23 protein-coding genes, 2 tRNA genes and 1 pseudogene are annotated in these 24,344 nt (G+C 72.1%); 23 read left to right on the top strand and 3 right to left on the bottom strand.

Translation table 11 applies throughout. The features are described 5' to 3' along the window. The first annotated feature begins 118 nt into the window (after positions 1-118). The 7 genes from KO717_RS24070 (at position 119) to KO717_RS24100 (ending at position 6,579) form a co-directional block, all read left to right on the top strand. Complete coding sequence (locus tag KO717_RS24070) at positions 119-1,120, top strand: glycosyltransferase family 2 protein (RefSeq protein ID WP_301371197.1); 1,002 nt, start codon at positions 119-121, stop codon at positions 1,118-1,120. Beyond that, positions 1,117-1,548: a GtrA family protein gene (locus KO717_RS24075; RefSeq protein WP_301371200.1), complete on the top strand. Its 432-nt coding sequence runs from the start codon at positions 1,117-1,119 to the stop codon at positions 1,546-1,548. The genes KO717_RS24070 and KO717_RS24075 overlap by 4 nt, the downstream gene beginning before the upstream one ends. Positions 1,549-1,654: 106 nt before the next feature. Next, the gene (proB, locus tag KO717_RS24080; RefSeq protein WP_189964274.1) at positions 1,655-2,782 is read left to right on the top strand and encodes a glutamate 5-kinase; all 1,128 of its coding nucleotides are present in this window, start codon (positions 1,655-1,657) and stop codon (positions 2,780-2,782) included. 34 nt (positions 2,783-2,816) lie between these two features. Continuing rightward, a complete protein-coding gene (locus tag KO717_RS24085) occupies positions 2,817-3,284 on the top strand; it encodes a hypothetical protein (protein WP_030715718.1) in 468 nt (155 codons plus the stop codon). A 177-nt stretch (positions 3,285-3,461) separates the two neighbouring features. Then, entirely contained in the window at positions 3,462-4,739 is a 1,278-nt protein-coding gene (locus KO717_RS24090) for a glutamate-5-semialdehyde dehydrogenase (protein ID WP_301371202.1), read from the top strand. A gap of 77 nt (positions 4,740-4,816) precedes the next feature. Then, positions 4,817-5,368 carry a hypothetical protein gene (locus tag KO717_RS24095; RefSeq protein WP_301371203.1) on the top strand — a complete coding sequence of 184 codons (552 nt, stop codon included), beginning with the start codon at positions 4,817-4,819 and terminating at the stop codon, positions 5,366-5,368. Positions 5,369-5,436: 68 nt separating this feature from the next. Next, positions 5,437-6,579, top strand: coding sequence for a hypothetical protein (locus tag KO717_RS24100; protein WP_301371205.1), 1,143 nt, complete (start codon positions 5,437-5,439; stop codon positions 6,577-6,579). Between the two features lie 37 nt (positions 6,580-6,616). Here KO717_RS24100 and KO717_RS24105 read toward each other — a convergent pair whose 3' ends face one another. Continuing rightward, a complete protein-coding gene (locus KO717_RS24105) occupies positions 6,617-7,693 on the bottom strand; it encodes a M48 family metallopeptidase (protein WP_301371207.1) in 1,077 nt (358 codons plus the stop codon). A gap of 141 nt (positions 7,694-7,834) precedes the next feature. Between KO717_RS24105 and KO717_RS24110 the strand changes: the two genes are divergently transcribed. From KO717_RS24110 to KO717_RS24175, 14 genes and pseudogenes are all read left to right on the top strand, one after another. Then, positions 7,835-8,002, top strand: a complete 168-nt coding sequence (locus tag KO717_RS24110; protein WP_202201594.1) for a hypothetical protein — start codon at positions 7,835-7,837, stop codon at positions 8,000-8,002. Positions 8,003-8,074: 72 nt separating this feature from the next. Continuing rightward, on the top strand, positions 8,075-8,692 hold the full coding sequence (nadD, locus tag KO717_RS24115; RefSeq protein ID WP_030008626.1) for a nicotinate-nucleotide adenylyltransferase: 618 nt from the start codon (positions 8,075-8,077) through the stop codon (positions 8,690-8,692). Between the two features lie 24 nt (positions 8,693-8,716). Next, a complete protein-coding gene (locus KO717_RS24120; RefSeq protein WP_301371211.1) occupies positions 8,717-10,453 on the top strand; it encodes an LCP family protein in 1,737 nt (578 codons plus the stop codon). A 119-nt stretch (positions 10,454-10,572) separates the two neighbouring features. Then, positions 10,573-11,019, top strand: a complete 447-nt coding sequence (rsfS, locus tag KO717_RS24125; protein ID WP_030008628.1) for a ribosome silencing factor — start codon at positions 10,573-10,575, stop codon at positions 11,017-11,019. Beyond that, positions 11,016-11,672, top strand: coding sequence for a histidine phosphatase family protein (locus tag KO717_RS24130; protein WP_301374710.1), 657 nt, complete (start codon positions 11,016-11,018; stop codon positions 11,670-11,672). The genes rsfS and KO717_RS24130 overlap by 4 nt, the downstream gene beginning before the upstream one ends. Before the next feature lie 124 nt (positions 11,673-11,796). Continuing rightward, positions 11,797-11,869: transfer RNA gene (locus KO717_RS24135), tRNA-Ala, on the top strand. Between the two features lie 144 nt (positions 11,870-12,013). Then, positions 12,014-12,247 carry a hypothetical protein gene (locus KO717_RS24140; RefSeq protein WP_008738908.1) on the top strand — a complete coding sequence of 78 codons (234 nt, stop codon included), beginning with the start codon at positions 12,014-12,016 and terminating at the stop codon, positions 12,245-12,247. A 131-nt stretch (positions 12,248-12,378) separates the two neighbouring features. Beyond that, positions 12,379-12,451: transfer RNA gene (locus KO717_RS24145), tRNA-Ala, on the top strand. 256 nt (positions 12,452-12,707) lie between these two features. After that, positions 12,708-15,578, top strand: coding sequence for a leucine--tRNA ligase (leuS, locus tag KO717_RS24150; protein ID WP_301371219.1), 2,871 nt, complete (start codon positions 12,708-12,710; stop codon positions 15,576-15,578). 130 nt (positions 15,579-15,708) lie between these two features. Next, complete coding sequence (locus KO717_RS24155; protein WP_301371220.1) at positions 15,709-16,488, top strand: hypothetical protein; 780 nt, start codon at positions 15,709-15,711, stop codon at positions 16,486-16,488. 137 nt (positions 16,489-16,625) lie between these two features. Then, a complete protein-coding gene (locus tag KO717_RS24160; protein ID WP_301371221.1) occupies positions 16,626-17,471 on the top strand; it encodes a DegV family protein in 846 nt (281 codons plus the stop codon). Positions 17,472-17,569: 98 nt separating this feature from the next. Beyond that, complete coding sequence (locus KO717_RS24165; RefSeq protein ID WP_301371223.1) at positions 17,570-18,607, top strand: helix-hairpin-helix domain-containing protein; 1,038 nt, start codon at positions 17,570-17,572, stop codon at positions 18,605-18,607. A gap of 146 nt (positions 18,608-18,753) precedes the next feature. Next, positions 18,754-20,979 (top strand): annotated as a pseudogene (locus KO717_RS24170) (ComEC/Rec2 family competence protein); the annotation flags it as partial. A 136-nt stretch (positions 20,980-21,115) separates the two neighbouring features. Further along, the gene (locus KO717_RS24175; protein WP_301371224.1) at positions 21,116-21,997 is read left to right on the top strand and encodes a YceI family protein; all 882 of its coding nucleotides are present in this window, start codon (positions 21,116-21,118) and stop codon (positions 21,995-21,997) included. Positions 21,998-22,008: 11 nt separating this feature from the next. Here KO717_RS24175 and KO717_RS24180 read toward each other — a convergent pair whose 3' ends face one another. After that, a complete protein-coding gene (locus tag KO717_RS24180; protein ID WP_301371225.1) occupies positions 22,009-22,251 on the bottom strand; it encodes a hypothetical protein in 243 nt (80 codons plus the stop codon). 61 nt (positions 22,252-22,312) lie between these two features. Between KO717_RS24180 and holA the strand changes: the two genes are divergently transcribed. Together holA and KO717_RS24190 are read left to right on the top strand one after the other, a co-directional pair. Then, the gene (holA, locus tag KO717_RS24185) at positions 22,313-23,305 is read left to right on the top strand and encodes a DNA polymerase III subunit delta (protein ID WP_301371226.1); all 993 of its coding nucleotides are present in this window, start codon (positions 22,313-22,315) and stop codon (positions 23,303-23,305) included. A 12-nt stretch (positions 23,306-23,317) separates the two neighbouring features. Beyond that, a complete protein-coding gene (locus tag KO717_RS24190) occupies positions 23,318-23,710 on the top strand; it encodes a hypothetical protein (protein WP_301371227.1) in 393 nt (130 codons plus the stop codon). A gap of 195 nt (positions 23,711-23,905) precedes the next feature. On the opposite strand, the gene rpsT is transcribed toward KO717_RS24190, so the two are convergent. Continuing rightward, a complete protein-coding gene (rpsT, locus tag KO717_RS24195; protein ID WP_030384651.1) occupies positions 23,906-24,172 on the bottom strand; it encodes a 30S ribosomal protein S20 in 267 nt (88 codons plus the stop codon). Between the last annotated feature and the right edge of the window lie 172 nt (positions 24,173-24,344).

A 24,344-nucleotide genomic window follows, 5' to 3' on the forward strand; every position in this document is an offset into this window, starting at 1 on the left:
CCCCCGACTCCGGCAGCCCGACGCCCGTCCGACCCTCGCCGTGCATACTTCTAAGGAAGAGGTGAGAGGCGGGTCCGGCCGCCGACAATCACCCGTTCGGATCCAGCAGGAAGTGTTCATGACGAAGCTGTCCGTAGTTGTCCCCTGCTTCAACGAAGAAGCCGTCATCGACAGCTTCGATGTGGAGATCCGAAGGGTTCTGGACGCCCTCCCCGTCGAGTACGAGGTCTGCTACGTCGACGACGGAAGCCGCGACGGCACCCTCGACAAGCTCCGGAAGATCGCCGCCGAACACGGCGAGCAGACGCGCTACGTCTCCTTCAGCCGGAACTTCGGCAAGGAGGCCGGCATGCTCGCCGGCCTGCGCGAGGCCACGGGCGACGCCGTAGTGATCATGGATGCGGACCTCCAGCACCCGCCGGAGCTCATCGCGACCATGCTGGAGCACTACCGGCAGGGACACGACCAGATCATCGCCCGCCGCACGCGCGAGGGCGACAAGAAGCTCCGCTCCGCTCTCAGCAGCCTCTACTACCGGGGCGTCAACCGCTGGGTCGACGTGGAGCTCACCGACGGCGTCGGCGACTTCCGCATGCTCTCGCGCCCGGCCGTGGACGCGCTGCTGTCGCTGCCGGAGTACAACCGCTTCTCCAAGGGACTGTTCTCCTGGATCGGCTTCGACACCGTCCACTTCGACTACCGCAACGCGCAGCGCGAGGCCGGCGAGACGAAGTGGAAGTTCGGCGCCCTGCTGAACTACGGCATGGACGGCCTGATCTCCTTCAACAACAAGCCGCTGCGGATCGGAATCTGGTTCGGCGTGTCGCTGGTCGCCCTGACCGGTCTGTACGCCCTGTGGATCACGGTCATGGCGATCACCAACGGCGTCGAGTCCCCGGGGTACGTCACCCTCGTGGCCATCATCACGGGTCTCGGCGGCGTACAGTTGATCATGCTGGGCCTGATCGGCGAGTACATCGGCCGTATCTACTACGAGGCCAAGCGCAGGCCGCACTTCCTGGTGAAGGAATCGCACGGAGCACAGCCGCTCCCGCGGACCGATGACCGGCCGGCGGCCCCGGTCGCAGAGCCTACGATCGTGGAGCGCAGCGCCCGATGAGCCGCAAGGACCAGCTCGGCCAGGTGTTCCGATTCGCCCTCGTGGGCGGGGTGAACACCGGCACCTTCTTCGTCATCTACCTGCTCCTGCACCCGTGGATGCCGTACTTCGCCGCCTACTCGCTCGCCTTCGTCCTGGCGATGGTCGGCTCGTTCTTCATGAACACCTACTTCACCTACCGGACCCGGCCGACCTGGAAGAAGTTCTTCCTCTTCCCGCTGACGAACATCACCAACTTCGTCATCCAGTCCGTCGGCCTCTACGCGCTGGTGACCTGGGCCGGGATGGACACCCGGATCGCCCCGCTGGTCGCGGCGGTCGTGGCCATCCCGTTCACCTTCCTGCTCTCCCGCAAGATCCTCGTCCCGGGTGCCGCCCGGGCCGAGGAGGCCGCTCCCGTGGAGGCGGGGTCCTCGTCCAGGGTCTGAAACCCCCGAGCAGCCCCGCGCGCCCACCCCGTAGATTGAGACGGCAGGCATCTCGGCGACATGCATTTCGCCGACAGGCATTTCGGCAAGGGGCAAGGGGACAGACGTGTCAGCGGCTAGGCAAGGTGTCGTGGACGCCCGCAGGATCGTGGTCAAGGTCGGCTCCTCCTCCCTGACCACCGCGGCCGGCGGACTCGACGCCGACCGGGTGGACGCGCTGGTCGACGTCCTCGCCAAGGCCCGCAGCGGAGGCGAGAAGGAGATCGTCCTCGTCTCCAGCGGAGCCATCGCCGCCGGACTCTCCCCGCTCGGCCTGCGCCGCAGGCCCAAGGACCTCGCCCGGCAGCAGGCCGCCGCGAGCGTCGGCCAGGGCCTGCTCGTCGCCCGCTACACCGCCTCCTTCGCCCGGTACGGCGTACGCGTCGGCCAGGTGCTCCTCACCACCGACGACACCAGCCGCCGCGCCCACTACCGCAACGCCTACCGCACCCTCGACCAGCTGCTCGCCATGGGCGCCCTTCCCGTCGTCAACGAGAACGACACCGTCGCCACGGACGAGATCCGCTTCGGCGACAACGACCGGCTGGCGGCCCTCGTCGCCCACCTCGTCCGCGCCGACCTCCTCGTCCTGCTCTCGGACGTGGACGGCCTCTACGACGGGGACCCGTCCCAGCCCGGCACCACGCGCATCGAAGAGGTCCGCGGGCCCGAGGACATCGCGCACGTCTCCATCGGCAGCGCCGGCAAGGCGGGCGTGGGCACTGGCGGCATGGTCACCAAGGTCGAGGCGGCCCGGATCGCGGCCGCCGCCGGGATCCCCGTCGTGCTGACCTCCGCGAGCCAGGCGGCCGACGCCCTCGCCGGACGGGGGACCGGCACGCTGTTCCACGCCACCGGGCGCCGCTCGGCGGACCGGCTGCTCTGGCTCCAGCACGCGTCGACCCCCCAGGGGCACCTGGTCCTGGACGACGGCGCGGTCCGCGCGGTCACCGAACGCGGCAGCTCGCTGCTGCCCGCCGGGATCGCGGCGGTCGAGGGCGACTTCGTCGCCGGGGACCCGGTGGAACTGCGCGCCGCGGACGGCCGAGCCGTCGCCCGGGGCCTGGTCAACTTCGACGCCAAGGAGCTCCCGCAGCTCCTCGGCCGCTCCACTCGCGAGCTCGCGCGGGAACTCGGACCCGCGTACGAGCGGGAGGTCGTCCACCGGGACGATCTGGTCCTGCTGGAGGGCTGAGGTTCGGTAAAAGCGGAGCGCGGCGGCCCGGGGACTGGTCAACTGTGAGGGGCGGGCGGACCCGCGTGGCGGAGACAGGAGGCGGCTGGTGAGACGAGCGCTGACCAGCGTCGGCACAGGGGACGGTGACGGCGGCGGTGGCGGGGAGGAGCAGGATCACGCATCGCGCCTGTGGCACGTGACCCTGAGCGTCTCCGGCAAGCCGGCCCCGCTGTCCGAGGTCCGGCGCGGGCTGGAGCAACTGGCCCACGACCATCCCTTCCTGCTGACCAGCCGGTACGCCGACGACCACGCGGAGATCCGCTACTGGGAAGAGGCCCGTGACCTCCACGACGCGGCGGCCGTCGCCCTGCGCCTGTGGGGCGAACACCGCTCCTCGGCGAAGCTCCCGCCCTGGGAGATCGTCGGCCTGGAGGTCATCGACCGCGCCACCTACCACCAGCGCGTGGCGGAGGGCTACGGCCCACCCCCGGCCCACCCGGTAGGCGTCCACCCGTACTAGCCCCGCCCCTCCGGGTCTTTCAGCCCGTCCGGCGCTTGAGGACCGGGGTCCGGGCGGAGCCCGGGGAAACGGAGAAAGGGCGGGGCGGGGAGAAGGCCCCGCGGACGGCCGGCGCCCGCCGTCTCGGGGGGTGGAACCCCCACGGCGGGGTACCGCCGGGGGATTACCCTGGGCGGCATGACCTCGCTCGATGCCGCCACCTCGCCCGTCCTCGCCACCGCGCAGCGGTCCCGCACCGCCGCCGCGGCCATCGCCCCACTCCCGCGGTCCGCCAAGGACGCCGCCCTGCTGGCGATCGCGGACGCGCTGGAGGCCCGTACGGCCGAGATCATCGCCGCCAACGCCGTGGACACGGACAAGGCCCGCGCCGCCGGCACCAGCGAGACCGTCATCGACCGCCTCACCCTCACCGCCGAGCGCGTCGCCGCCATCGCCTCCGACGTCCGCGACGTCGCCGCCCTCCCCGACCCCGTCGGCGAGGTCGTCCGCGGCAACACCCTCCCCAACGGCATCGACATCCGTCAGATCCGCGTCCCGCTCGGCGTCGTCGGCATCATCTACGAGGCCCGCCCCAACGTCACCGTCGACGCCGCCGCCCTCTGTCTCAAGTCCGGCAACGCGGTCCTCCTGCGCGGCAGTTCCTCCGCCTACTCCTCCAACACCGCACTCGTCGCCATCCTGCGGGACGCCGTGGAGAGCGCCGGGCTGCCCGCCGACGCGGTCCAGCTCGTGCCCGGTGAGTCCCGCGACTCCGTCCGTGAGCTGATGCGCGCCCGCGGCCTCGTCGACGTGCTCATCCCGCGCGGCGGTGCGTCCCTCATCAAGACCGTGGTCGAGGAATCCACCGTCCCGGTCATCGAGACCGGTACCGGCAACTGCCACGTCTACGTCGACGCCCAGGCCGACCTGGACATGGCGGTGGACATCCTCATCAACTCCAAGGCCCAGCGGCCCTCCGTCTGCAACTCCGCCGAGACCCTCCTCGTCCACCGCGACATCGCCGACGCCTTCCTGCCGCGCGCCCTCGACGCGCTCGCCGACGCCGGCGTCACCGTGCACGGCGACGCCCGGGTCCTCGCCGCCGCCGAGGGCACCAAGGTCACCGCCCTGCCCGCCACGGACGAGGACTGGGCCGCCGAGTACCTGTCCTACGACATCGCCGCCGGAGTCGTGGACTCCCTCGACGACGCCGTCACCCACATCCGCCGCTGGACCTCCGGTCACACCGAGGCGATCGTCACCACCTCGCAGGCCGCCGCGCGCCGCTTCACCCAGCTGGTCGACTCGACCACGGTCGCCGTGAATGCATCCACTCGGTTCACGGACGGTGGCCAGTTCGGCTTCGGTGCGGAGATCGGCATCTCCACCCAGAAGCTGCACGCCAGGGGCCCGATGGGGCTTCCCGAGCTGACCTCCACCAAGTACATCGTCACCGGCGACGGTCACGTTCGGTAGTCAAGTCCTCAGCGCGGTGTGGCCGGATTTCGGCGTACACCCTGCCCAAGGAGGCCCCTCAGGTCTAGGCTGGTCCTGTGCCGGACGACGTGGGGGGCAAGCCGTTCCCGGACGACGGGGAGCCCGACGACGACCGCGGAGGCGCGGAGTACGACTTCGCCTCCGTGGTGTTCGACGAGGACTTCGTCCGGAACGCCGAGATCCGTGAACCGAGCGCCGCCGAGCGCCAGCGGGCGGCCGACCGGGCGCGCGCGGAGGCCGAAGCCGCCCGTGCCGTGGCCGGCGGCTGGACGGGCGACGACGACTACGACAGCTACGGATACGGCCACCCCGACGGGTACGACGACGACCACGGCTGGGACCACGACGGCGGCCACGGATACCCCTACGGCCCGTACGGGGCCTACGGCGGCAGCCTGCGTCCCTACCGCGGCCGCGCACCGTGGCTGCGCCCCGTCGCCTGGGTGCTCGCCCTCGTGATGGGCCTCGGCATGGTCGCGCTCGCCTTCAGCGCCGTGTACCGCAGCGCCTCCGGTGAGGCGGACCCCGCTCCGGCGCCCGCCAGTACCCCCAGGGGTGAAGTCACCGGCGTCGGCGCGTTTACGTACCCCTCCGTTCGCCAACCCTGAAGGTACGACCCCACTCGCATACGCCGGAGCTGGGGGCTTCTCTGAAGCGGGGACAGCGGGGAGAAGCGATGGCCGTGCCAGGAGATCCACCCAACAGCACCCCCGAGGGCATGGGCGGGGGCGACGACGACTTCCGCTCGGACGACTTCCGGTCGGACGAGTACCGGTCGGTGGTGTTCGACGAGGACTTCGTCCGCGCTGCCCGGCTCCAGGAGTACTCCGCCCAGGAACGCATGGGCGAACACGCCCGCGCGGTGCGCAGCCGATCCATCTGGTCCGGCAGCGGATCCGCGTCCCGGACCAGCACCCCCGGCCGGGGCGCACGGCAGGGCATGCTGCTCGTGCTGCTCATCGCCACGGCCTTCGCCTTCGCCGTCTACATGGGGCTGCGCAACCCCTACGTGCCCCCGTCCGGGGGACCGGCCCAGGCACTCAGCAGCACCGTGATCCCGCTCGCGCCGACCACGGACGTGCCCGGCGGTCGCCCCGCCGAGCTTTATGCGAAGAGCCCCGCCGCCGACTACCGGGTCGGAGCGGCCGGCATCACCCTGCCCGCCGTGCGCCGCACGCACCACTTCACCGACGCCCAGGTCGTCGCCGCGCTGTCCATCGCCAAGGACTACCTGGTGCAGTCCTCGCTGGACCCCGACATCCTCGCCGGAGCGGCCTCCCGGCCGGTGCGCGTCCTGCTCGACCCGGACCAGCTGGCGCAGTTCGACCGCAGCATGACCTCGCCCTCCGGTGACGGCCGCCACGCGGCCACCGGCTGGCTGGTCCGCTTCGACCAGGCCACCGCCGTCGTGGCCGATTCCCGGGTCCGGGTGAGCGGCACGCTCGCCTTCGAGGAGGTGGCCCCCGACGTGCTGGAGGTCACCACCGACCACACCTTCGTCTACGCCGTACGGCCCGCCACCGGATCCCCGGCCGCGGCCGACGGCGCCTCGCTCTTCACCGTCCGGCGCGAGCTGCGGCTGCGCTTCGACCGGGAGGACCTGACGACCCGGCGGCTGGAGCTGGCCTCGGCCTATGTGATGGCCGGGCCGCAGGACTGCTCCGCCGACCCGTCCGGGGCCTTCCGCCCGCTCCTGGCCGGAGCCGGCCCGACCACGGTGGGCCCGGCCGCCAGCGACCCGTACGCCAGCGGCCAGCCGCGGCGCACGGCCGGGCTGTGCGGCGTCCTGGCCCCGCCGACGGCCCCGCCCGTCACCTAGCCCGCGACACCGCCCCCGCCGCCGCAGGCCGCTCCCGTCAGCCCTGCTCCGTAGCCCCGCCCTTGTCCTGCGTCGCGGTGCCGGCTCCGGCTCCGGCGCCGGTGAACTTGTCGCGGAGCTTGCCGCCCAGGTCGCCCGCGCCGCCCGCGATGTCACCCACCAGCTTCAGCAGCGGGTCCTTGCTGGTGCGCACCGAGTCGGCGTAGTGCGCGGCGGACTGCCGGAAGGAGTCGGTCACCGAGGCGTCCTTGTCCTCGTCCCGCCGCGGGTAGTGGCCGTCCATGATCCGCTGGTGGTCGCGGCTCTCCGCCCACTTCTTCAGCTCGGCCGCCCGCACCGTGGTGAAGGGGTGCGTCCGGGGCAGCAGATTCAGGATCTTCAGCACGGAGTCGCGCAGATCGCCGCTCGACTCGTACTCCTCGGCCTGGGCCAGGAAGGCGTCCACGTTCATCTCGTGGAGGTGGTTGCCGCCCGCGATCTTCATCAGCCCCCGCATCGAGGCCTGCACGTCCTGTCCCACCAGCAGCCCGGCCCGGTCGGCCGAGAGCTCCGACTTGCGGAACCACTCCCGCAGCGCGGTCACGATCGTCATGATCGCCACATTGCCCAGCGGGATCCACGCGACCTTCAGCGCCAGGTTGGTCAGGAACAGCAGGACCGTGCGGTAGACGGCGTGCCCCGACAGCGCGTGGCCCACCTCGTGGCCCACCACCGCACGCATCTCCTCCTCGTCGAGCAGCTCGACGAGGCCCGTGGTCACCACGATGATCGGCTCGTCCAGCCCGATGCACATGGCGTTGGGGTTCGGGTCCTGCTGCACGTACATCTGCGGGACCTTCTCCAGGTCCAGGATGTAGCAGGCGTCGCGCAGCATCGCGTACAGGTGCGGGAACTGCGTCTCGCCCACCCGCACCGACTCCGACAGGAACAGCAGTCTCAGGCTGCGCTCCGGAAGCAGTCCGCTCAGCGCCTTGAACACCGTGTCGAAGCCGCTCAGCTTGCGCAGCGCCACCAGCGCGGAGCGGTCCGCCGGATGCTCGTACGCGCGCGACGAGATGCCGGGGAACCGCCTCCGGTCCCGCGCCGGTGCTTTCTCGAACCCTGTTTCCGTCATAGCGCCCTCCCCTGGATGGACCTGATCGACCCTGCGTCTATCCTCTCCAACGCCTGAGTCGGCGTGAGCGTGCCCCAGGCCCCCGCATACGATGTGAGCGAAGTCTCCGGCCCGCTCCCCGACTCGATAGGTATCTGCCTGATGAGCCTCTCCACCACCGCCCACAACCTGGTCGTCCTCGCATCGGAGGGGGCCGAGCAGCACGGCGGCAACCACGACAGCCTGAACCCGTACCTGACCGGCGGCGGTGCCTTCCTGATCCTGATCCTGATGCTCTGGGTCACCACGCGCCTGAACCGCGACCGCTGAGCCGCTGAGCCCGTCGAACCCGTCGAACCCGACGAGAACGCCGCGTCCGCCGGGCCAGTAGGCTCTGCGCTCATGGGAGAGCAGGAGATGCCTACCGGTCCGGTCAAGCGCCGGCTCGGAGTGATGGGCGGGACATTCGACCCGATCCATCACGGACACCTGGTGGCCGCCAGCGAGGTGGCCGCCCTTTTCCACCTCGACGAGGTGATGTTCGTGCCGACCGGCGAGCCGTGGCAGAAGTCGCAGCGGGCCGTGTCGCCGGCCGAGGACCGCTACCTGATGACGGTCATCGCCACGGCTTCGAACCCGCAGTTCTCGGTGAGCCGCATCGACATCGACCGCGGCGGGCCGACGTACACCATCGACACCCTGCGGGACCTGAAGGCGCAGAACGACGACGCCGACCTGTTCTTCATCACCGGTGCCGACGCGCTCGCACAGATCCTGACCTGGCGCAACGCCGAAGAGCTCTTCTCGCTCTCCCACTTCATCGGAGTCACCCGGCCGGGCCACGTGCTCACCGACGACGGGCTCCCGGAAGGCGGCGTCTCCCTGGTGGAGGTGCCCGCGCTCGCGATCTCGTCCACCGACTGCCGTGCGAGGGTGGCCCAGGGGGACCCCGTCTGGTACCTGGTGCCGGACGGTGTCGTGCGTTACATCGACAAGCGTGAGCTGTACCGGGGAGCCTGAGCTTCCGGAGAGAGGGGCCCCGCGGTGAACGACCGACAGGATCCGTACGACCCGTATGCCGCCCAGGAGCAGCAGCTCGTCGGCTACGACGCGTACGGGCGGCCGGTGTACGGCCAGGTGCCCGCGCAGCCCGCCCAGCCCGCTCCGGCCGCCCCGCAGCAGTACGGGCAGCAGCAGTATGAGCAGCAGCAGTACGGCTACGACTACCAGGGCTACGGCCAGCAGCAGCCGCAACAGCAACAGCAGTACTACCCGCAGCAGCAGGCCCCCCAGGAGTACGGGCAGCAGGAGTACACCCAGGCGCCCGCCTACGGGTACGACACGCAGCAGACCCAGCAGTGGATCCCGCAGCAGAGCGCCCCGGAGCCCCCGGTCCCCGCCGAACGGCCGGCCGCCCAGGTTCCCGAGCCGCGCCGGCCGGACGCCGACGAGGGCGGTGCGCGGACCGACGAGCGCGACCGCGACCGCGGGCGTGACGGCGAGCCCCAGGCGGACCGGGACTACCGCACCGAGATGTTCGCCTTCATCGACCAGCCGGACGAGGACTCCGAGGACGTCATCGACTGGCTCAAATTCACCGAGAGCCGCACCGAGCGCCGCGAAGAGGCCCGCCGCCGCGGCCGCAACCGGGTGGTGGCGCTGATCGTCGTCCTCGCCCTGTTCGTCGTCGGCGGCCTCGGCTACCTCTGGTACGCGGGCAAGCTGCCCTTCCTCGACGGCCCCGGCGAGAAGAAGACCGCTGCGACGGCCGACGCGGGAGCGCAGAAGCGGGACATCATCGTCGTGCACCTGCACAACACCAAGAAGGGCGGCACCTCCTCGGCGCTGCTCGTCGACAACGTCACCACCAAGAAGGGTGCCACCGTCCTGCTGCCGAACACCCTGGCCGTCACCGGCCAGGACGGGACGCCGACGGGGCTCGGCAAGTCGGTCGAGGAAGGCGGTCTCGGCACCCGCGAGGCCCTCGACTCCGTGCTGGGCACCCGCATCGGCGGCACCTGGCGCCTGGACACCCCCTTCCTGGAGAACCTGGTCGAGCTGGTCGGCGGCATCGAGGTCGACACCGACACCGCGGTCCCGGCCGACGACGCCGCCAAGACCCCGGCCGTGGCCCAGGGGCAGAAGCAGAGCCTGAGCGGCCCGATGGCCGTGGCGTACGCCACGTTCCGCGGGCAGGGCGAACCGGAGGCCAAACAGCTGGAACGCGTGGGCAAGGTGCTCCAGGCGGTGCTGCGCAAGGTTCCGAGCGACCCGAAGGCGGCGGCCGTGACCGTCGAGAGCATCGGCCAGATCCTCGATCCCGCCCTGAACGCGCAGACCCTCGGGGCCCTGCTGTCCCGGCTCGGCGCGCACGCCAAGGTGGGCGCGTACCGCACGGACGTCCTCGCGGTGAAGGCGGACGGCACGCTCACGGACGACGCGAACAAGTCGGTCGTCAAGGAGGTGCTGGGCGGCTCCGGCGCCGCGGCGCAGCCCGGTGCGGCCCCGCGCGTCGGCCTCAAGGACGCCAGCGGCGACGAGAAGATGCAGGTCGCGGCCAAGGCGACGCTCGTGAACGGCGGCTACGCCTTCGTCGACGGCGGGAAGGCCGACAAGACGGCGGCCACCTCGCAGATCACCTACCAGGACGACGCGCAGCGGGACCGCGCGATCGAGGTCGCCAAGACGCTGGGACTGCCCGAGACGGCCGTGAAGAAGGGTGAGAACGCGGTGAACGCGGAGATCGTGGTGATCCTGGGCAAGGACTACAAGGCGTCCTGACCAGGCTCCGGAGCGTCCCCGAGACAGGCTTTCGCCCGCGCGCGACGCTGCGCGCGGGCGGTGTCGGCGGTACATGAGACCCTTGTAAGGATCTGCCCGCCAACCCGAAAGCATGGCCAGTGACCGCCACGGACCGCTCCATCGAGCTCATCACCGCCGCCGCCCAGGCCGCGGCCGACCGGCTCGCGCACGACATCATCGCGTACGACGTCAGCGACGTGCTGTCGATCACCGACGCCTTCCTGCTCGCCTCGGCGCCCAACGACCGCCAGGTCAAGTCGATCGTCGACGAGATCGAGGAGCGCCTGCTCAAGGAGCTCGGCGCCAAGCCGGTGCGCCGCGAGGGCGACCGCGACGCCCGCTGGATCCTGCTCGACTACGTCGACATCGTCGTTCACGTCCAGCACAGCGAGGAGCGTGTCTTCTACGCGCTGGAGCGCCTGTGGAAGGACTGCCCCGAGATCGAGCTGCCCGAAGACGCCAAGCTCACCATCGGCAAGGCCGAAGAGCACGCCAAGCTGCGCGAGGCGGCGGGCGACGACGAACTGGACGGTGATCTGTTCTGAGCGCGACCACCTCGGGCAAGTCCGGCAGGAAGATCGTCCTCTGGCGGCACGGCCAGACCTCGTGGAATCTGGAGCGCCGCTTCCAGGGCTCCACGGACATCGAGCTGACCGAGGCGGGTGTGGCGCAGGCGCGCCGCTCCGCGCGGTTGCTCGCCTCGCTGAAGCCGGATGCCATCGTGGCGTCCGACCTGCAGCGCGCCTCTGCCACGGCTGCCGAGCTGGCGGCCCTCACGGGGCTGGCGGTGTCGCACGACGCGGCGCTGCGCGAGACGTACGCCGGCGAGTGGCAGGGCCTCACGCACGACGAGATCCTCGAGAAGTACGGCGAGCAGTATTCGGCGTGGAAGCGCGGCGAACCGGTCCGCCGCGGCGGCGGTGAGCTGGAGACCGAGGTCGCCGACCGTGCGGCGCCGGTGGTGCTGGAACACGCCGGCCGGCTGCCGCAGTCCGGCACCCTCGTCGTGGTCAGCCACGGCGGCACCATCCGTACGACGATCGGGCGCCTGCTGGGCCTGGACTCGTACTACTGGGAGGGCCTCGGCGGGCTCTCCAACTGCTGCTGGTCCGTCCTCGGCGAGGGCGCGCGCGGCTGGCGTCTGCTGGAGCACAACGCCGGCACGCTGCCGGAACCGGTGCTCGGCGACGACGACTAGAGCGGCCTTCCGCCGCTCCCCGGCGGGGCTCCCACCCGGATTTCACTTTCCGGCTGGTCACAGGCTAGAGTTCTTCTTGTTCGCAGCGCAGAACACCGGAGACGGGGGGAGCGCGGCGGAGAGCGGGGCTATAGCTCAGTTGGTAGAGCGCCTGCATGGCATGCAGGAGGTCAGGAGTTCAATTCTCCTTAGCTCCACAATCAGGATCCCGTCCCCAACAGGGGGCGGGATCCTTGCTTTTGTACCCTTTGCGTTTGCTGACCTGGCCCGCACCGGCATGGCAGAATCGTGACCGCCGGAGGGGGAGACGACGGCCCGACGCGGGAGGGAGTCGCTGACGGATGGGTGCACACCGGCGCCGGTGCGACTGGTGCAACAACGGCACGCCGATCGTGCGGGACATGGACCCGGTCAACCCCGACTACCAGTACTGGTGCGAGGAATGCGCTCGGGCGCTGATCATAAAAGGCGACCCGATCGAGACGTACCGTGAGCTGGAAGGGGAGCCGATCTACGGGCGGCTGCTCGACGAGCACTGCACACTCAAGCGGTTCTACCAGTTCGCGAGGGCGTGACAATTTGGCTCAAATCGGACATGGTCTCTGGTCGGTGGAAACCGATTTTTGGACCAGGGCCATGACCGTGTAATGTTTGGGACGTCGCCAAGGGGAACCGGCAAGGGAAACCGAAGCGGCAAGCACAACAAGGGGCTATAGCTCAGTTGGTAGAGCGCCTGCATGGCATGCAGGAGGTCAGGAGTTCAATTCTCCTTAGCTCCACAGTGAAGAAGCGGGCCACCCGGATCGGGTGGCCCGCTTCTCGTTGTGCCGGTCGGCGGAACGGCTGAGCGTCGGCGGGGGCCGCTGCGGTACCCTGACGCCATGCGTGCCGTACGCCTTCTGCTTACCGAGCCGCGCTGATCAGTACCGACCCTTCGAGATGGTCGGACCCGGCGCGGCGTCCCCTCCTGTGCGAGGGGTTTTTTCGTTTGGGCAGGCAGAGACGGCAGAGACGATCGATGGAGCTTCAGAAATCATGAGCGAGACGAACACCCCGGCCCCCGAGGCGGCCGAGGCGCACCGCTACACGGCTGCCATGGCCGCCGACATCGAGGCACGCTGGCAGGACGTCTGGGACGCGCAGGGCACGTACGAGGCCCCGAACCCGACCGGCGACCTGGCCGGGGACCCCGCGGTGGTCGCACGGCCCAAGAAGTTCATCATGGACATGTTCCCGTACCCCTCCGGTGCGGGCCTGCACGTCGGACATCCGCTCGGGTACATCGCCACCGACGTCTTCGCCCGCCACCAGCGGATGACCGGCCACAACGTCCTGCACACCCTGGGCTTCGACGCCTTCGGCCTGCCGGCCGAGCAGTACGCCGTGCAGACCGGCACGCACCCGCGCGTCTCGACCGAGGCCAACATCGAGAACATGAAGGTCCAGCTGCGCCGGCTGGGCCTGGGCCACGACAAGCGCCGGTCGTTCGCCACGATCGACCCGGACTACTACAAGTGGACCCAGTGGATCTTCCTGCAGATCTACAACTCCTGGTACGACACCGACGCGAAGAAGGCCCGGCCGATCGCCGAGCTGGTCGCCGCCTTCGAGGACGGCTCCCGTGAGGTCCCCGGCGGCCGTGCCTGGGCCGCGCTGACCGCGGCCGAGCGGGCCGACGTGCTGAACGAGTACCGGCTGGCGTACTCCTCGGACGCGCCGGTGAACTGGTGTCCCGGGCTGGGCACCGTGCTGGCCAACGAGGAGGTCACCGCCGACGGCCGGTCCGAGCGCGGCAACTTCCCCGTCTTCAAGTCCCGGCTGAGCCAGTGGAACATGCGGATCACCGCATACGCCGACCGGCTGATCGACGACCTGGACGCGCTGGACTGGCCCGAGGCCATCAAGCTGCAGCAGCGGAACTGGATCGGCCGCAGCGAGGGCGCGCGCGTCGACTTCGCGCTGGGCGACGAGGCCATCACCGTCTTCACCACCCGTCCGGACACCCTGTTCGGCGCCACCTACATGGTGCTGGCGCCCGAGCACCCGCTGGTGGAGAAGTTCATCCCGGCCGCCTGGCCCGAGGGCACCCACGAGGTGTGGACCGGCGGGCACGCCACGCCGGCCGAGGCCGTCAGCGCCTACCGCCAGCAGGCCGCCTCGAAGTCGGACGTCGAGCGTCAGGCCGAGGCCAAGGACAAGACCGGTGTCTTCACCGGCGAGTACGCGATCAACCCGGTCAGCGGCGACAAGGTCCCGGTCTTCATCGCCGACTACGTGCTGATGGGCTACGGCACGGGCGCGATCATGGCCGTCCCGGCGCACGACAGCCGCGACTTCGAGTTCGCGCGCGCCTTCGAGCTGCCGATGCGCTGCGTCGTGGAGCCGTCGGACGGGCGCGGCACCGACCCCGCCGAGTGGGACGGCGCCTTCGTCTCCTACGACGCGAAGCTGGTCAACTCGACGGGCGAGGGCATCGCCCTGGACGGCCTGGGCGTCGTCGAGGCGAAGGCCGCGATCACCGACTGGCTGGCCGGGCGCGGCATCGGCGAGGGGACGGTCAACTTCCGGCTGCGCGACTGGCTGTTCAGCCGTCAGCGCTACTGGGGCGAGCCCTTCCCGATCGTCTACGACGAGGACGGCGTCGCGCACCCGCTGCCCGAGTCGATGCTGCCCCTGGAGCTGCCGGAGGTCGAGGACTACTCCCCGCGCACCTTCGAGGCGGACGACGCCACCTCCAAGCCGGAGACCCCGCTGTCGCGCAACGGCGAGTGGGTCAACGTGGAGCTGGACCTGGGCGACGGCCGGGGCCTGCGCTCCTTCCGCCGCGAGACCAACACCATGCCCAACTGGGCCGGTTCCTGCTGGTACGAGCTGCGCTACCTGGACCCGAACAACGCCTCGGCCCTGGTGGACCCGGAGATCGAGCAGTACTGGATGGGCCCGCGCGAGGGCGTACCGCACGGTGGTGTCGACCTGTACGTGGGCGGCGCCGAGCACGCGGTGCTGCACCTGCTGTACGCCCGCTTCTGGTCGAAGGTGCTGTTCGACCTGGGCCACGTCTCCTCGGTCGAGCCGTTCCACAAGCTGTTCAACCAGGGCATGATCCAGGCCTACGTCTACCGCGACGAGCGAGGCTTCCCCGTCACGGCCACCGAGGTCGAGGAGCGCGACGGCACGTTCTTCTTCGAGGGCGAGCCGGTCAAGCGCGAGCTGGGCAAGATGGGCAAGTCCCTGAAGAACGCCGTCACGCCCGACGAGATCTGCGAGGAGTACGGCGCGGACACGCTGCGCCTGTACGAGATGGCGATGGGTCCGCTGGACGTCTCCCGTCCGTGGGACACCCGGGCCGTGGTGGGCCAGTACCGGCTGCTGCAGCGCCTGTGGCGCAACATCGTGGACGAGGAGACCGGCGCGGTCACCGTCGTGGACGGTGAGCCGGACGAGGCGACCCTGCGCGCGCTGCACAAGGCGATCGACGGGGCCGGCGCGGACCTGGCCGGGCTGCGCTTCAACACCGCCATCGCGAAGATCACCGAGCTGAACAACGCGCTGACGAAGGCCGGCCGCCCGCTGGAGCGCTCGGTCGCCGAGGCCCTGGTGCTGCTGGTCGCCCCGCTGGCCCCGCACATCGCGGAGGAGCTGTGGCACCGCCTGGGTCACAGCGAGTCGGTGGTCCACCAGGACTTCCCGGTCGCGGACCCGGCGTACGTCGTGGACGAGAGCGTGACGTGCGTGGTGCAGGTCAAGGGCAAGGTCAAGGCGCGGCTGGAGGTGCCGCCGACGATCTCCGAGGCGGAGCTGGAGCAGCTGGCCGTGACCGACGAGGGCGTCGTGGCGGCGCTGGGCGGCGCGGAGATCCGCAAGGTGATCGTGCGCGCGCCGAAGCTGGTGAACATCGTCATCTGAGGGCGCACCCCCGCATAGGGGAGATCCCGTACGGGCAGGTTGGGGGTTCGATTGGAACCCCTGGCCTGCCCGTGGCGTTTACCGTGGAGGGGACGGAAAAGAGCCGTCGGGTGCTGGGGAAGGGATGCTCATGGAGGCCGCGTTGATCATCTTCGCGCTGATGGTGCTTTTCACCTTCCTGGGGTTGGGCGTGTACGCGACCGTCAAGGTGGTGCAGGCGACCAAGCGCGGTGTGGACCGGACCATCACGCAGGCGCGGCGGACGGTGGAGGACACCACGCTGCGCGCCAAGAGCTTCGGTCAGGTCGGGGTCACGGGGGCGCTGGCGCAGCTGCGGCTCGACCTGCGGACCTCGATGCGCGCCACGGAGCAGGCGCTGCAGGACGGCGTCCGGGTGGACGCCTCGCTGCACGAGTCGATCGCGCTGTTCGAGCGGCTGAGCGCGCACGGGCGCGAGCTCGACGACGAGCTGAAGCGGCTGGAGCAGGACCCGGACCGCGGACGGATCGCGGAACGCCTGCCGGACCTGCGGGAGCGGACGGCCAAGATCAAGCAAGCCGCGGACTCGCTGCGGTGGGCCGCGCGGGACCGGGCGCAGCGCTTCGCGCAGGACGACCTGTCCACGCTGTCGGCCCAGATCGAGGTCGAGTCCGACGCGTTGCGGGACTGGCAGCGGGAGCCGGCGGACGACCTCGCGGCGGCGGCCGCGGCGTGGGACGCGGCGCAGGCTAACGGGGCCGCGGCGGGTCCGGTGCAGGCTCCGGGGAACGCCCCGGGGAACGCTCCGGGGCAGCCTGCGGCGGCGGCGAGCCCGGCGTGGGGCGCGGATCAGCCGCAGGCGCTGAACCCGGCCGCACCGGCGCCGCAGTACCCGTGGCAGAAGGCGCGTCGCCCGGAAAGCACCACCTGAGGCGGGACGCCCGGGTACGCGTAGGGGCCCGTAGCGGGCTCGTACCGTAGGCTCTCGCCGCCCCGGGGACCCCGGCCGGCGGTCGCGTCGTGGGGCCAGGCTGCCGTCACGCCCCCACTGGCGGTAACCTCCGGCTCATGTCCCGCCATGTCGCCATCGTCACCGATTCCACGGCCTACCTGCCCCGACCGGCCATGGCGCGGCACGGAATCACCGCCGTCCCGCTCACCGTGGTGCTCGGTGGTGAGGCACTCGAGGAAGGCACCGAGATCTCGGCGCGCAGCCTGGCCCTGGCCCTGCAGAAGCGCCGCTCGGTCACCACTTCGCGTCCCAGCCCGGAGGAGTTCGTCCGGGCCTACCGGGCGGCCGCGGACGCGGGGGCGACCGGCATCGTCAGCCTGCACCTGTCCGCCGAGCTGTCCGGCACCTACGACGCCGCCGCGCTCGCCGCGAAGACCGCACCCGTACCGGTGCGCGTCGTGGACACCGGCATGATCGCGATGGCTCTCGGCTTCTGTGCGCTCGCCGCCGCCGAGGTGGCCGAGGCGGGCGGGTCCGTGGACGAGGCCGTGGCGGCCGCCGAGAAGCGCGCGGCGGACATGGCCGCGTTCTTCTACGTCGACACCCTCGACTACCTCCGCCGCGGCGGCCGGATCGGGGCCGCGCAGGCCCTCCTCGGCTCCGCCCTGGCGGTGAAGCCCCTGCTGACGCTGGACGGCGGGCGGATCGAGATGCTGGAGAAGGTCCGTACGTCGTCCAAGGCCATCGCCCGCCTGGAGGAGCTGGCCGTCGAGCGCGCCGGGTCCGCCGCCGTCGACGTGGCGGTGCACCACCTGGCGGCTCCGGAGCGGGCGGAGAAGCTCGCCGAGCGGCTCCGCGAGCGCATTCCCGGTCTGGTCGAGCTGCACGTCAGCGAGGTCGGTGCGGTGATCGGGGCGCACACCGGCCCGGGGCTGCTGGCGGCGGTCGTCTCGCCCCGCTGATCACCGGAACGGGTGGCGCGGTTATCCACAACGGGTCTTTTTTCCACCGGAATTGAGTGATCCGAACCGGGGGCGGGATCGGCCTCTACGGTCGTGGCATGACTCTTCGAACGCGTGCTTCGTATCCGTCGGGCGCCACCGGTGGCCCGGGCCGCCCCCGTCTCTCCGACGGCCGTCTCTCCGAGAACCGGCTCTCCGGCAGCCGTCTGCGGTATCGCCGTTCGGCACGTCGTGGCCGGCGGGTTCCGCACCCGGAGCCGGGCGCGGTGCGGCGACGGGCCGAGGCCCTGCTGGGCGGCAGCAGCCCGCCGCAGGCCCCGGTCCCGCCGCCCCCGCCGCAGGCCCCGCCGCCACGGGCGCTCCAGGCGCCGCCCGCGGCCCCGGACGGGGCCGATGCCCGGGCACCGTCCGACGGGGCGTCCGGGCTGCCCCCAGGGGCCGCGCGGAGGCTGGCCGTGCGGGAGCGGCTGCCGCTGTGGCTGCAGGACCGCTGCGAGGTGCGGCCGCGTGCGGTGGCCGCCGTCGGGGTGGTGCTGATCGCCGCCGTCGGTTTCGCCGGGCAGCAGTACTGGTCGGCCCGGCCGCGGGCGGTGACCGTGCCCGCGGTGGTCGCGCCGGGGGCTGTCCCGGCGGGGGCCACGGCGCCGGCGGGGGCTCCGGGCCCGGGAGCGGGAGCGGGGGCCGGCGGGGCCGCGCGGATCGTCGTCGACGTCAGCGGCAAGGTCCGGGATCCCGGGGTGCGGCGGCTGCCAGCGGGTTCGCGGGTGGAGGACGCGTTGGCCGCCGCCGGGGGAGTGCGTCCGGGCACCGACACGACCGGGCTGAACCGGGCCCGCGTGCTGGTGGACGGCGAGCAGGTGGTCGTCGGCGCCCCGGCGCAGCCGCCACCGGCCGCCGGGCCGGGCGGCGGTGCCGGCTCCGGTCCTGGTTCCGGCCCTGGCCCTGGCCCGCTGAGTCTGGGTTCGGCCACGGTCGCCCAGCTCGACGGGCTGCCGGGGGTCGGGCCGGTACTGGCGCAGCACATCGTCGACTTCCGTACCGCCCGCGGCGGCTTCCGCTCCGTGGAGGAGCTCCGCCAGGTCGACGGCATCGGTGAGCGGCGCTTCGCCGACCTGCGCACGCTGGTGCGGCCGTGAACCGCCCGGAGGGTCCGGGCCCGCCGGACCTCCGCATCGTGGTGCCGGCCGGGGCCGCCTGGGCGGCGGCCGCCCTCGCCCTGGACATGCCCGTCCACCGGACCGCCCTCGGGGTGGCCCTGGGGATGGTCTGCGCGGGCCTGTTGATGCTGGGCGCGTGCCGGCGTCCGGGACCGCTGTGGCGGCTCGCCCCGGCCGCGGCGGCGGCCCTGCTGTGTGCGTCGGCCGGGGCCGGTGTGGCGGGGCTCCAGCGGGCCGAGGCGCGGGCCGGACCGGTGGCCGGGCTCGCACAGGAGCACGCCCGCGTCCTCGCGGAACTCACCGTCGGCTCCGACCCGAGAGCCGCCCGGAGCACGAGCGGGCCGCCGGTGGTGGCACTGGACGCGGTGGTGACGCGGGTGACCGGGCCCGACGGGACGAGTACCCGGGTCGAGACCCCGGTGCGGGTGCTGGCCGGGCATCCGGGATGGGCCCGGCTGCAGCCTTCCACCCGGGTGGTGGCGGTCGCCCGGCTCGCCCCGGCGCAGGGCGGGGAACGGGCCGTGGCGCTGCTCCGGCCGGCCGGTGACACCCCGCCCGGGGTGACCGGCGGCCCGGACACCGTCCAGCGGCTCGCGGGGCGGCTGCGAGCCGGGCTGCGCGAGGCCACCGAGGAGCTCGCGCCGGACGCCAGGGCCCTGCTGCCGGGGCTGGTCGTCGGGGACACGTCCAGGGTTTCCGCCGACCTGCACGAGGCCTTCCGGGCCACCGACCTGCTGCACCTGCTGGCCGTCTCCGGGTCCAACCTGACCGTGGTGCTGTTCCTGCTCATCGGGCCCCCGGCCCGCGCGCAGCAGGCCGAACGGCGCGGGCTGGCACCCCGCCTCGGCCTCTCGCTGCGGGTGACCGCCCTGTGCGGGGCGGCCCTGACCCTGGCCTTCGTGGTGGTGTGCCGGCCCGAACCGAGCGTGCTGCGGGCCGCTGCCTGCGGGTCGGTCACCCTGCTGGCCATCGCCACCGGGCGGCGCAGGTCGCTGATCCCGGCCCTGGGCGCCGCCGTGCTGCTGCTGGTGCTCTACGACCCCTGGCTGGCCCGCAGCCCCGGCTTCCTGCTCTCCGTACTGGCCACCGGGGCGCTGCTCACCCTCGCTCCCCGGTGGAGCGACGCCTTGCGGCGCCGTGGGGCGGGACCGCGGCTCTCCGAGGCGCTGGGGGCCGCAGCGGCCGCGCAGGCGGTGTGCGCGCCCGTGGTGGCCGTCCTCGCCGCCCGGGTCAGCCTGGTGGCGGTGCCGTGCAACCTGCTGGCCGAGCTGGCGGCGGGTCCCGCGACGGTCCTCGGCTTCGCCGCGCTCGCGGTGGCTCCGGTGTGGATGCCCGCCGCGGAGGTGCTCGCCCGGTGCGCGGCGGTGCCGGCGGGGTGGATCGCGGGCGTGGCCCGGGCCGGGTCCCGGTTCCCGGGCGCGGAGCTGTCGTGGCCGGGCGGGCTCGCCGGGGGCGTTCTGCTGGCCGCGGCCACCCTGGCCGTCGTCGTGGTCGCCGGTGCCCGGTTCCGCGGGCGCGGGTGGCTCTGCTCCGCCCTGGCGGTGCTGCTGCTCCTGGCCGTACTGCGGCCGCCGCAGCTCACCCGTACGCTCTCCGGCTGGCCGCCGCCCGACTGGAGCTACGTCCAGTGCGCCGTGGGGCAGGGGGACGCCGCAGTGCTCTCCGTGGGCCCGGGGGAGGCCCTGGTGGTGGACACCGGCCCGGAGCCCGGACCGGTGGACGACTGTCTGCGCGCGCTGGGCGTGCACCGCGTGCCGCTGCTCCTGCTGACGCATTTTCACGCCGACCATGTGGGAGGCCTGTCGGGGGTGCTGCGGGGCCGGTCCGTGGCTGTGATCCAGGCCACCTCGCTCGAAGACCCGCCGGGGCAGGCCGAGTTCGTCCGGCGGACCGCGGCGGCCGCCGGTGTGCCGATCGTGACCGCGGTGCAGGGGGAGCGGCGCCGGGCCGGGGCGTTCGAGTGGCAGGTGCTCTGGCCGCCGCCTGCCGGACCACCGCCCGAGGGGCCCAACGACGCGAGCGTGGCCCTGCTGGTGCGAGGGGCGGGGCTGACCCTCCTGCTCCTCGGCGACCTCGAACCTCCGGCGCAGCAGGCCCTCTTGAGGGCCCATCCGGACCTCGGTCCGGTGGACGTCCTCAAGGTCGCGCATCACGGTTCCGCGCACCAGGACCCGGAGCTGTACGCCCGGATCCGGCCACGGCTCGCGCTCGTTCCCGTCGGCGTGGCCAACCGCTACGGACACCCCGCGCCGAGTACGCTCGCCCGGCTGCGGGAGCTGGGGGCGACCGTGCTGCGCACCGACACCGACGGCTCGATCGCCGTCACCGGAAGCGGAGTTCGGCTACGTTCATTTCCGGCCAACCGGCGGCGGAATCGGCGCGGTCATACCGGGCGCGACCACTCTGTTTGCCCACAACCCGACAGCATGATCGAATGCGTCTTCGCCAGAGCGGTCCAAGTCCACACAGCACGGGGGTGCATCAGCCATGTTCGGTCGCCGACGGGGGATGGAGACGGCCGGAAGTTCCAGCCCGTCCACATCCGCGACACTGACGCTCCCGCCGACGGCGCGTCTGCTCAGCTGCCGGGTCCTCGACACGGTCCACCGGCCGGTCCGGCAGGCCACGTTCGAGGTGACCGACCCGATCGGCCGCCGCATCGTCAGCGGCGAGACCGACCCGTTCGGCGGCTTCGCCGTTGCCGTACCGGAGGGGGAGTACCGGCTCTCCGTGACCGCGGAGGGGTACGCGCCCTTCCACGGGGTGACGATCGTGGGGGACCCGGGGCAGCCCGGCACCGCGGAGATCATCCTGGACACGGTGGAGCCGCCGCTGCTGCCGCAGCCCGGCCACTGGGAGCTCGACCCGACGCACTCGTCCATCGGCTTCACGGCCCGCCACATCGGCCTGGCCCGGATCCGCGGCCGGTTCACCACGTTCGCCGGGGCGGTGCGGATAGCCGAGCGCATGGAGGACTCCTCCATGCACGTGATCATCGACGCGGCGAGCATCGACACCGGGGTGCGGCTGCGCGACGACCACCTGAGGTCGGGGGACTTCCTGGACGCGGTCCGCCACCCCACGGTGGAGTTCTACAGCGAGCGCTTCATCCACCGCAGCGGCAGCAGCTGGGCCGTCGCCGGGGCGCTGACCCTCCACGGGGTGAGCCGGTCCGTGACCCTGGACACCCAGTACCTGGGCCTGGGCACGGGCCTGGAGGGCGAGCTCCGGGCGGCCTGCCGGGCCACCGCCGAGCTGCACCGCGAGGACTTCACCCTGAACTGGCAGTCGATGCTGGCGCACGGGATCGCGGCCATCGGTTCGAGCGTGGAAGTGACGCTGGACGTCCAGGCCGTGCGCAAGGCCTGACGCGCGGCCCCCTACGGGGCTTCCAGCCAGCCCTCGTACTCGGCGGCGAGGTCGTCCAGCGAGGTGGTGTCGAGCCGTTCCTGCGGATCCTCGACGACCACCAGCCACTGGGCGTCCTCGGCGTCGTCCTCGCCGGCCAGCGCGTCGCGGATCAACTGCGGCTCCTCCGGGAGGCCGAAGCGGTCGGCAGCCTCCTGGGCCACCTCCTCGGCGGCGTCGCGGTCGGGCAGGACGAGTACATGTCGCACATTCACGCGACCATTCTCGGGCACGCAGGGCGGGGGGCTGTCAGTGCGGCGTGGGATGCTGGAGCCGATGGCCACCAGGAAGAACTCCACCGACGATCCGCTTGCCCCGCTCACCCTCGCGGTGGGGCAGGAGGAGCTGCTGCTCGACCGTGCCGTGCGCGAGGTGGTGACGGCCGCCCGTGCCGCCGACGCCGACACGGATGTCCGCGACCTCGCCTCCGAGCAGCTCCAGCCCGGCACGCTCGCCGAGCTGACGAGCCCCTCGCTCTTCTCCGAGCGCAAGGTGCTGGTCGTGCGCAACGCGCAGGACCTGTCCGCGGACTCGGTCAAGGAGGTCAAGGCCTACCTCGCCGCGCCCTACGAGGAGATCATCCTGGTCCTGCTCCACGCGGGCGGGGCCAAGGGCAAGGGTCTGCTGGACGCCGCGCGCAAGGCGGGCGCGCGGGAGATCGCCTGCCCGAAGATGACGAAGGCCGCGGACCGGCTGTCCTTCGTGCGGGGCGAATTCCGCACGCTCGGCCGGTCGGCGACCCCGGAGGCCTGCCAGAGCCTGGTGGACGCGATCGGCAGCGACCTGCGGGAGCTGGCGAGCGCCGCCGCGCAGCTGTGCGCCGACGTCGAGGGCACCATCGACGAGGCCGTCGTCGCCCGCTACTACACCGGCCGGGCCGAGGCATCCAGCTTCACGGTCGCCGACCGGGCGGTCGAGGGGCGTGCGGCCGAGGCCCTGGAGGCCCTGCGCTGGTCCCTGTCCACCGGGGTGGCGCCGGTCCTGATCACCAGTGCTCTGGCCCAGGCGGTCCGCGCGATCGGCAAGCTCGCCTCCGCCCCGCGCGGAGCCCGCCCCGGCGACCTCGCCCGGGACCTGGGCATGCCCCCGTGGAAGATCGACCGGGTCCGCCAGCAGATGCGCGGCTGGTCGGCGGACGGGGTCTCGGACGCCCTGCGCGCCGTGGCCGCGGCCGATGCCGGGGTCAAGGGCGGCGGCGACGATCCCGAGTACGCCCTGGAGAAGGCCGTCGTCGCGGTGGCCCGCGCGGCCCGTCCCCAGCGCCGTTAGCGGACGTCCCGCGTGAGCGCCGATACCGAGTACTGGGAGCGCTGGGTCGCGAGGCTGCTGGGCGTTCTCGCCGCCGATGCCCCGGATCAGCTGGCCTGGGCCGCCGAGCACGGAGTGAAGAGCGCACCTCTCGCCGACGACGTCGGCTTCGTCCTCCACCTGGCCGAGGGGATGGCGGAGCGGGGGAGCCTCGCGCCGGAGGCCCTCCAGGACCTCCGGTCCATCGGCCGGCTCCTGGCCGAGGCGGACGTCCTCGGCCGCGCCGGCCTGTGGGCCGGGTCCCTGGCCGCGGAGCCGGTCTGGAGCGAGGTGCGCACCCTGGCCCGCCGGATCCTCGTCGCCCGCGCGGGCGACTGGCGCCGGCCCCTGCCGCGCCGCGTACCGCCTCAGGACATCTACGACTGAGCAGGCCCCGGTGCGGCACACCGGGCAGCACGAAGGCCCCGGCCACCGCCCTGGGGAAGGGCGGAGGCCGGGGCCTTCGGTTACTTCTGGTTGCACCGCACCCGCGTGGCGAACGCTTCGTGTGCGGAGCGGGGTGCCGGTCAGGAGCGGGAGAGAGGGCCCACTGGGTCCCTTCCGGCGATCACATCAGGGAGCTCAGCCCTGCAGGGAGGCAACCTTGGTGGCCAGCGCCGACTTCTTGTTGGCGGCGGCGTTCTTGTGGATGACACCCTTCGAGACAGCCTTGTCGAGCGCACGCGCGGCAGCGCGAGAAGCCACGGTGGCCTTCTCGACGTCACCGGCGACGACGGCCTCGCGGGCCTTGCGGATCGCGGTCTTGAGCGAGGACTTGACGGCCTTGTTACGCAGGCGCGCCTTCTCGTTCGTCTTGTTCCGCTTGATCTGGGACTTGATGTTCGCCACGAAAGAGCCTTTTCAGGTTCAGAGTTTGATCTTCGGATTGTGTCCCTCCCCCAGACTTCGTCCGGGGGGACCCCCTGCTGAGAGGGCATACGAGACACAGCTGCCCAGGCTACCAGGCACGCTAGGGGCGGCCCAAACCGAGCGCACTGCCCCGTCCATGGGACCATGGGAG

The sequence above is a fragment of the Streptomyces xanthophaeus genome, assembly GCF_030440515.1.
Classification (GTDB): domain Bacteria; phylum Actinomycetota; class Actinomycetes; order Streptomycetales; family Streptomycetaceae; genus Streptomyces; species Streptomyces kutzneri.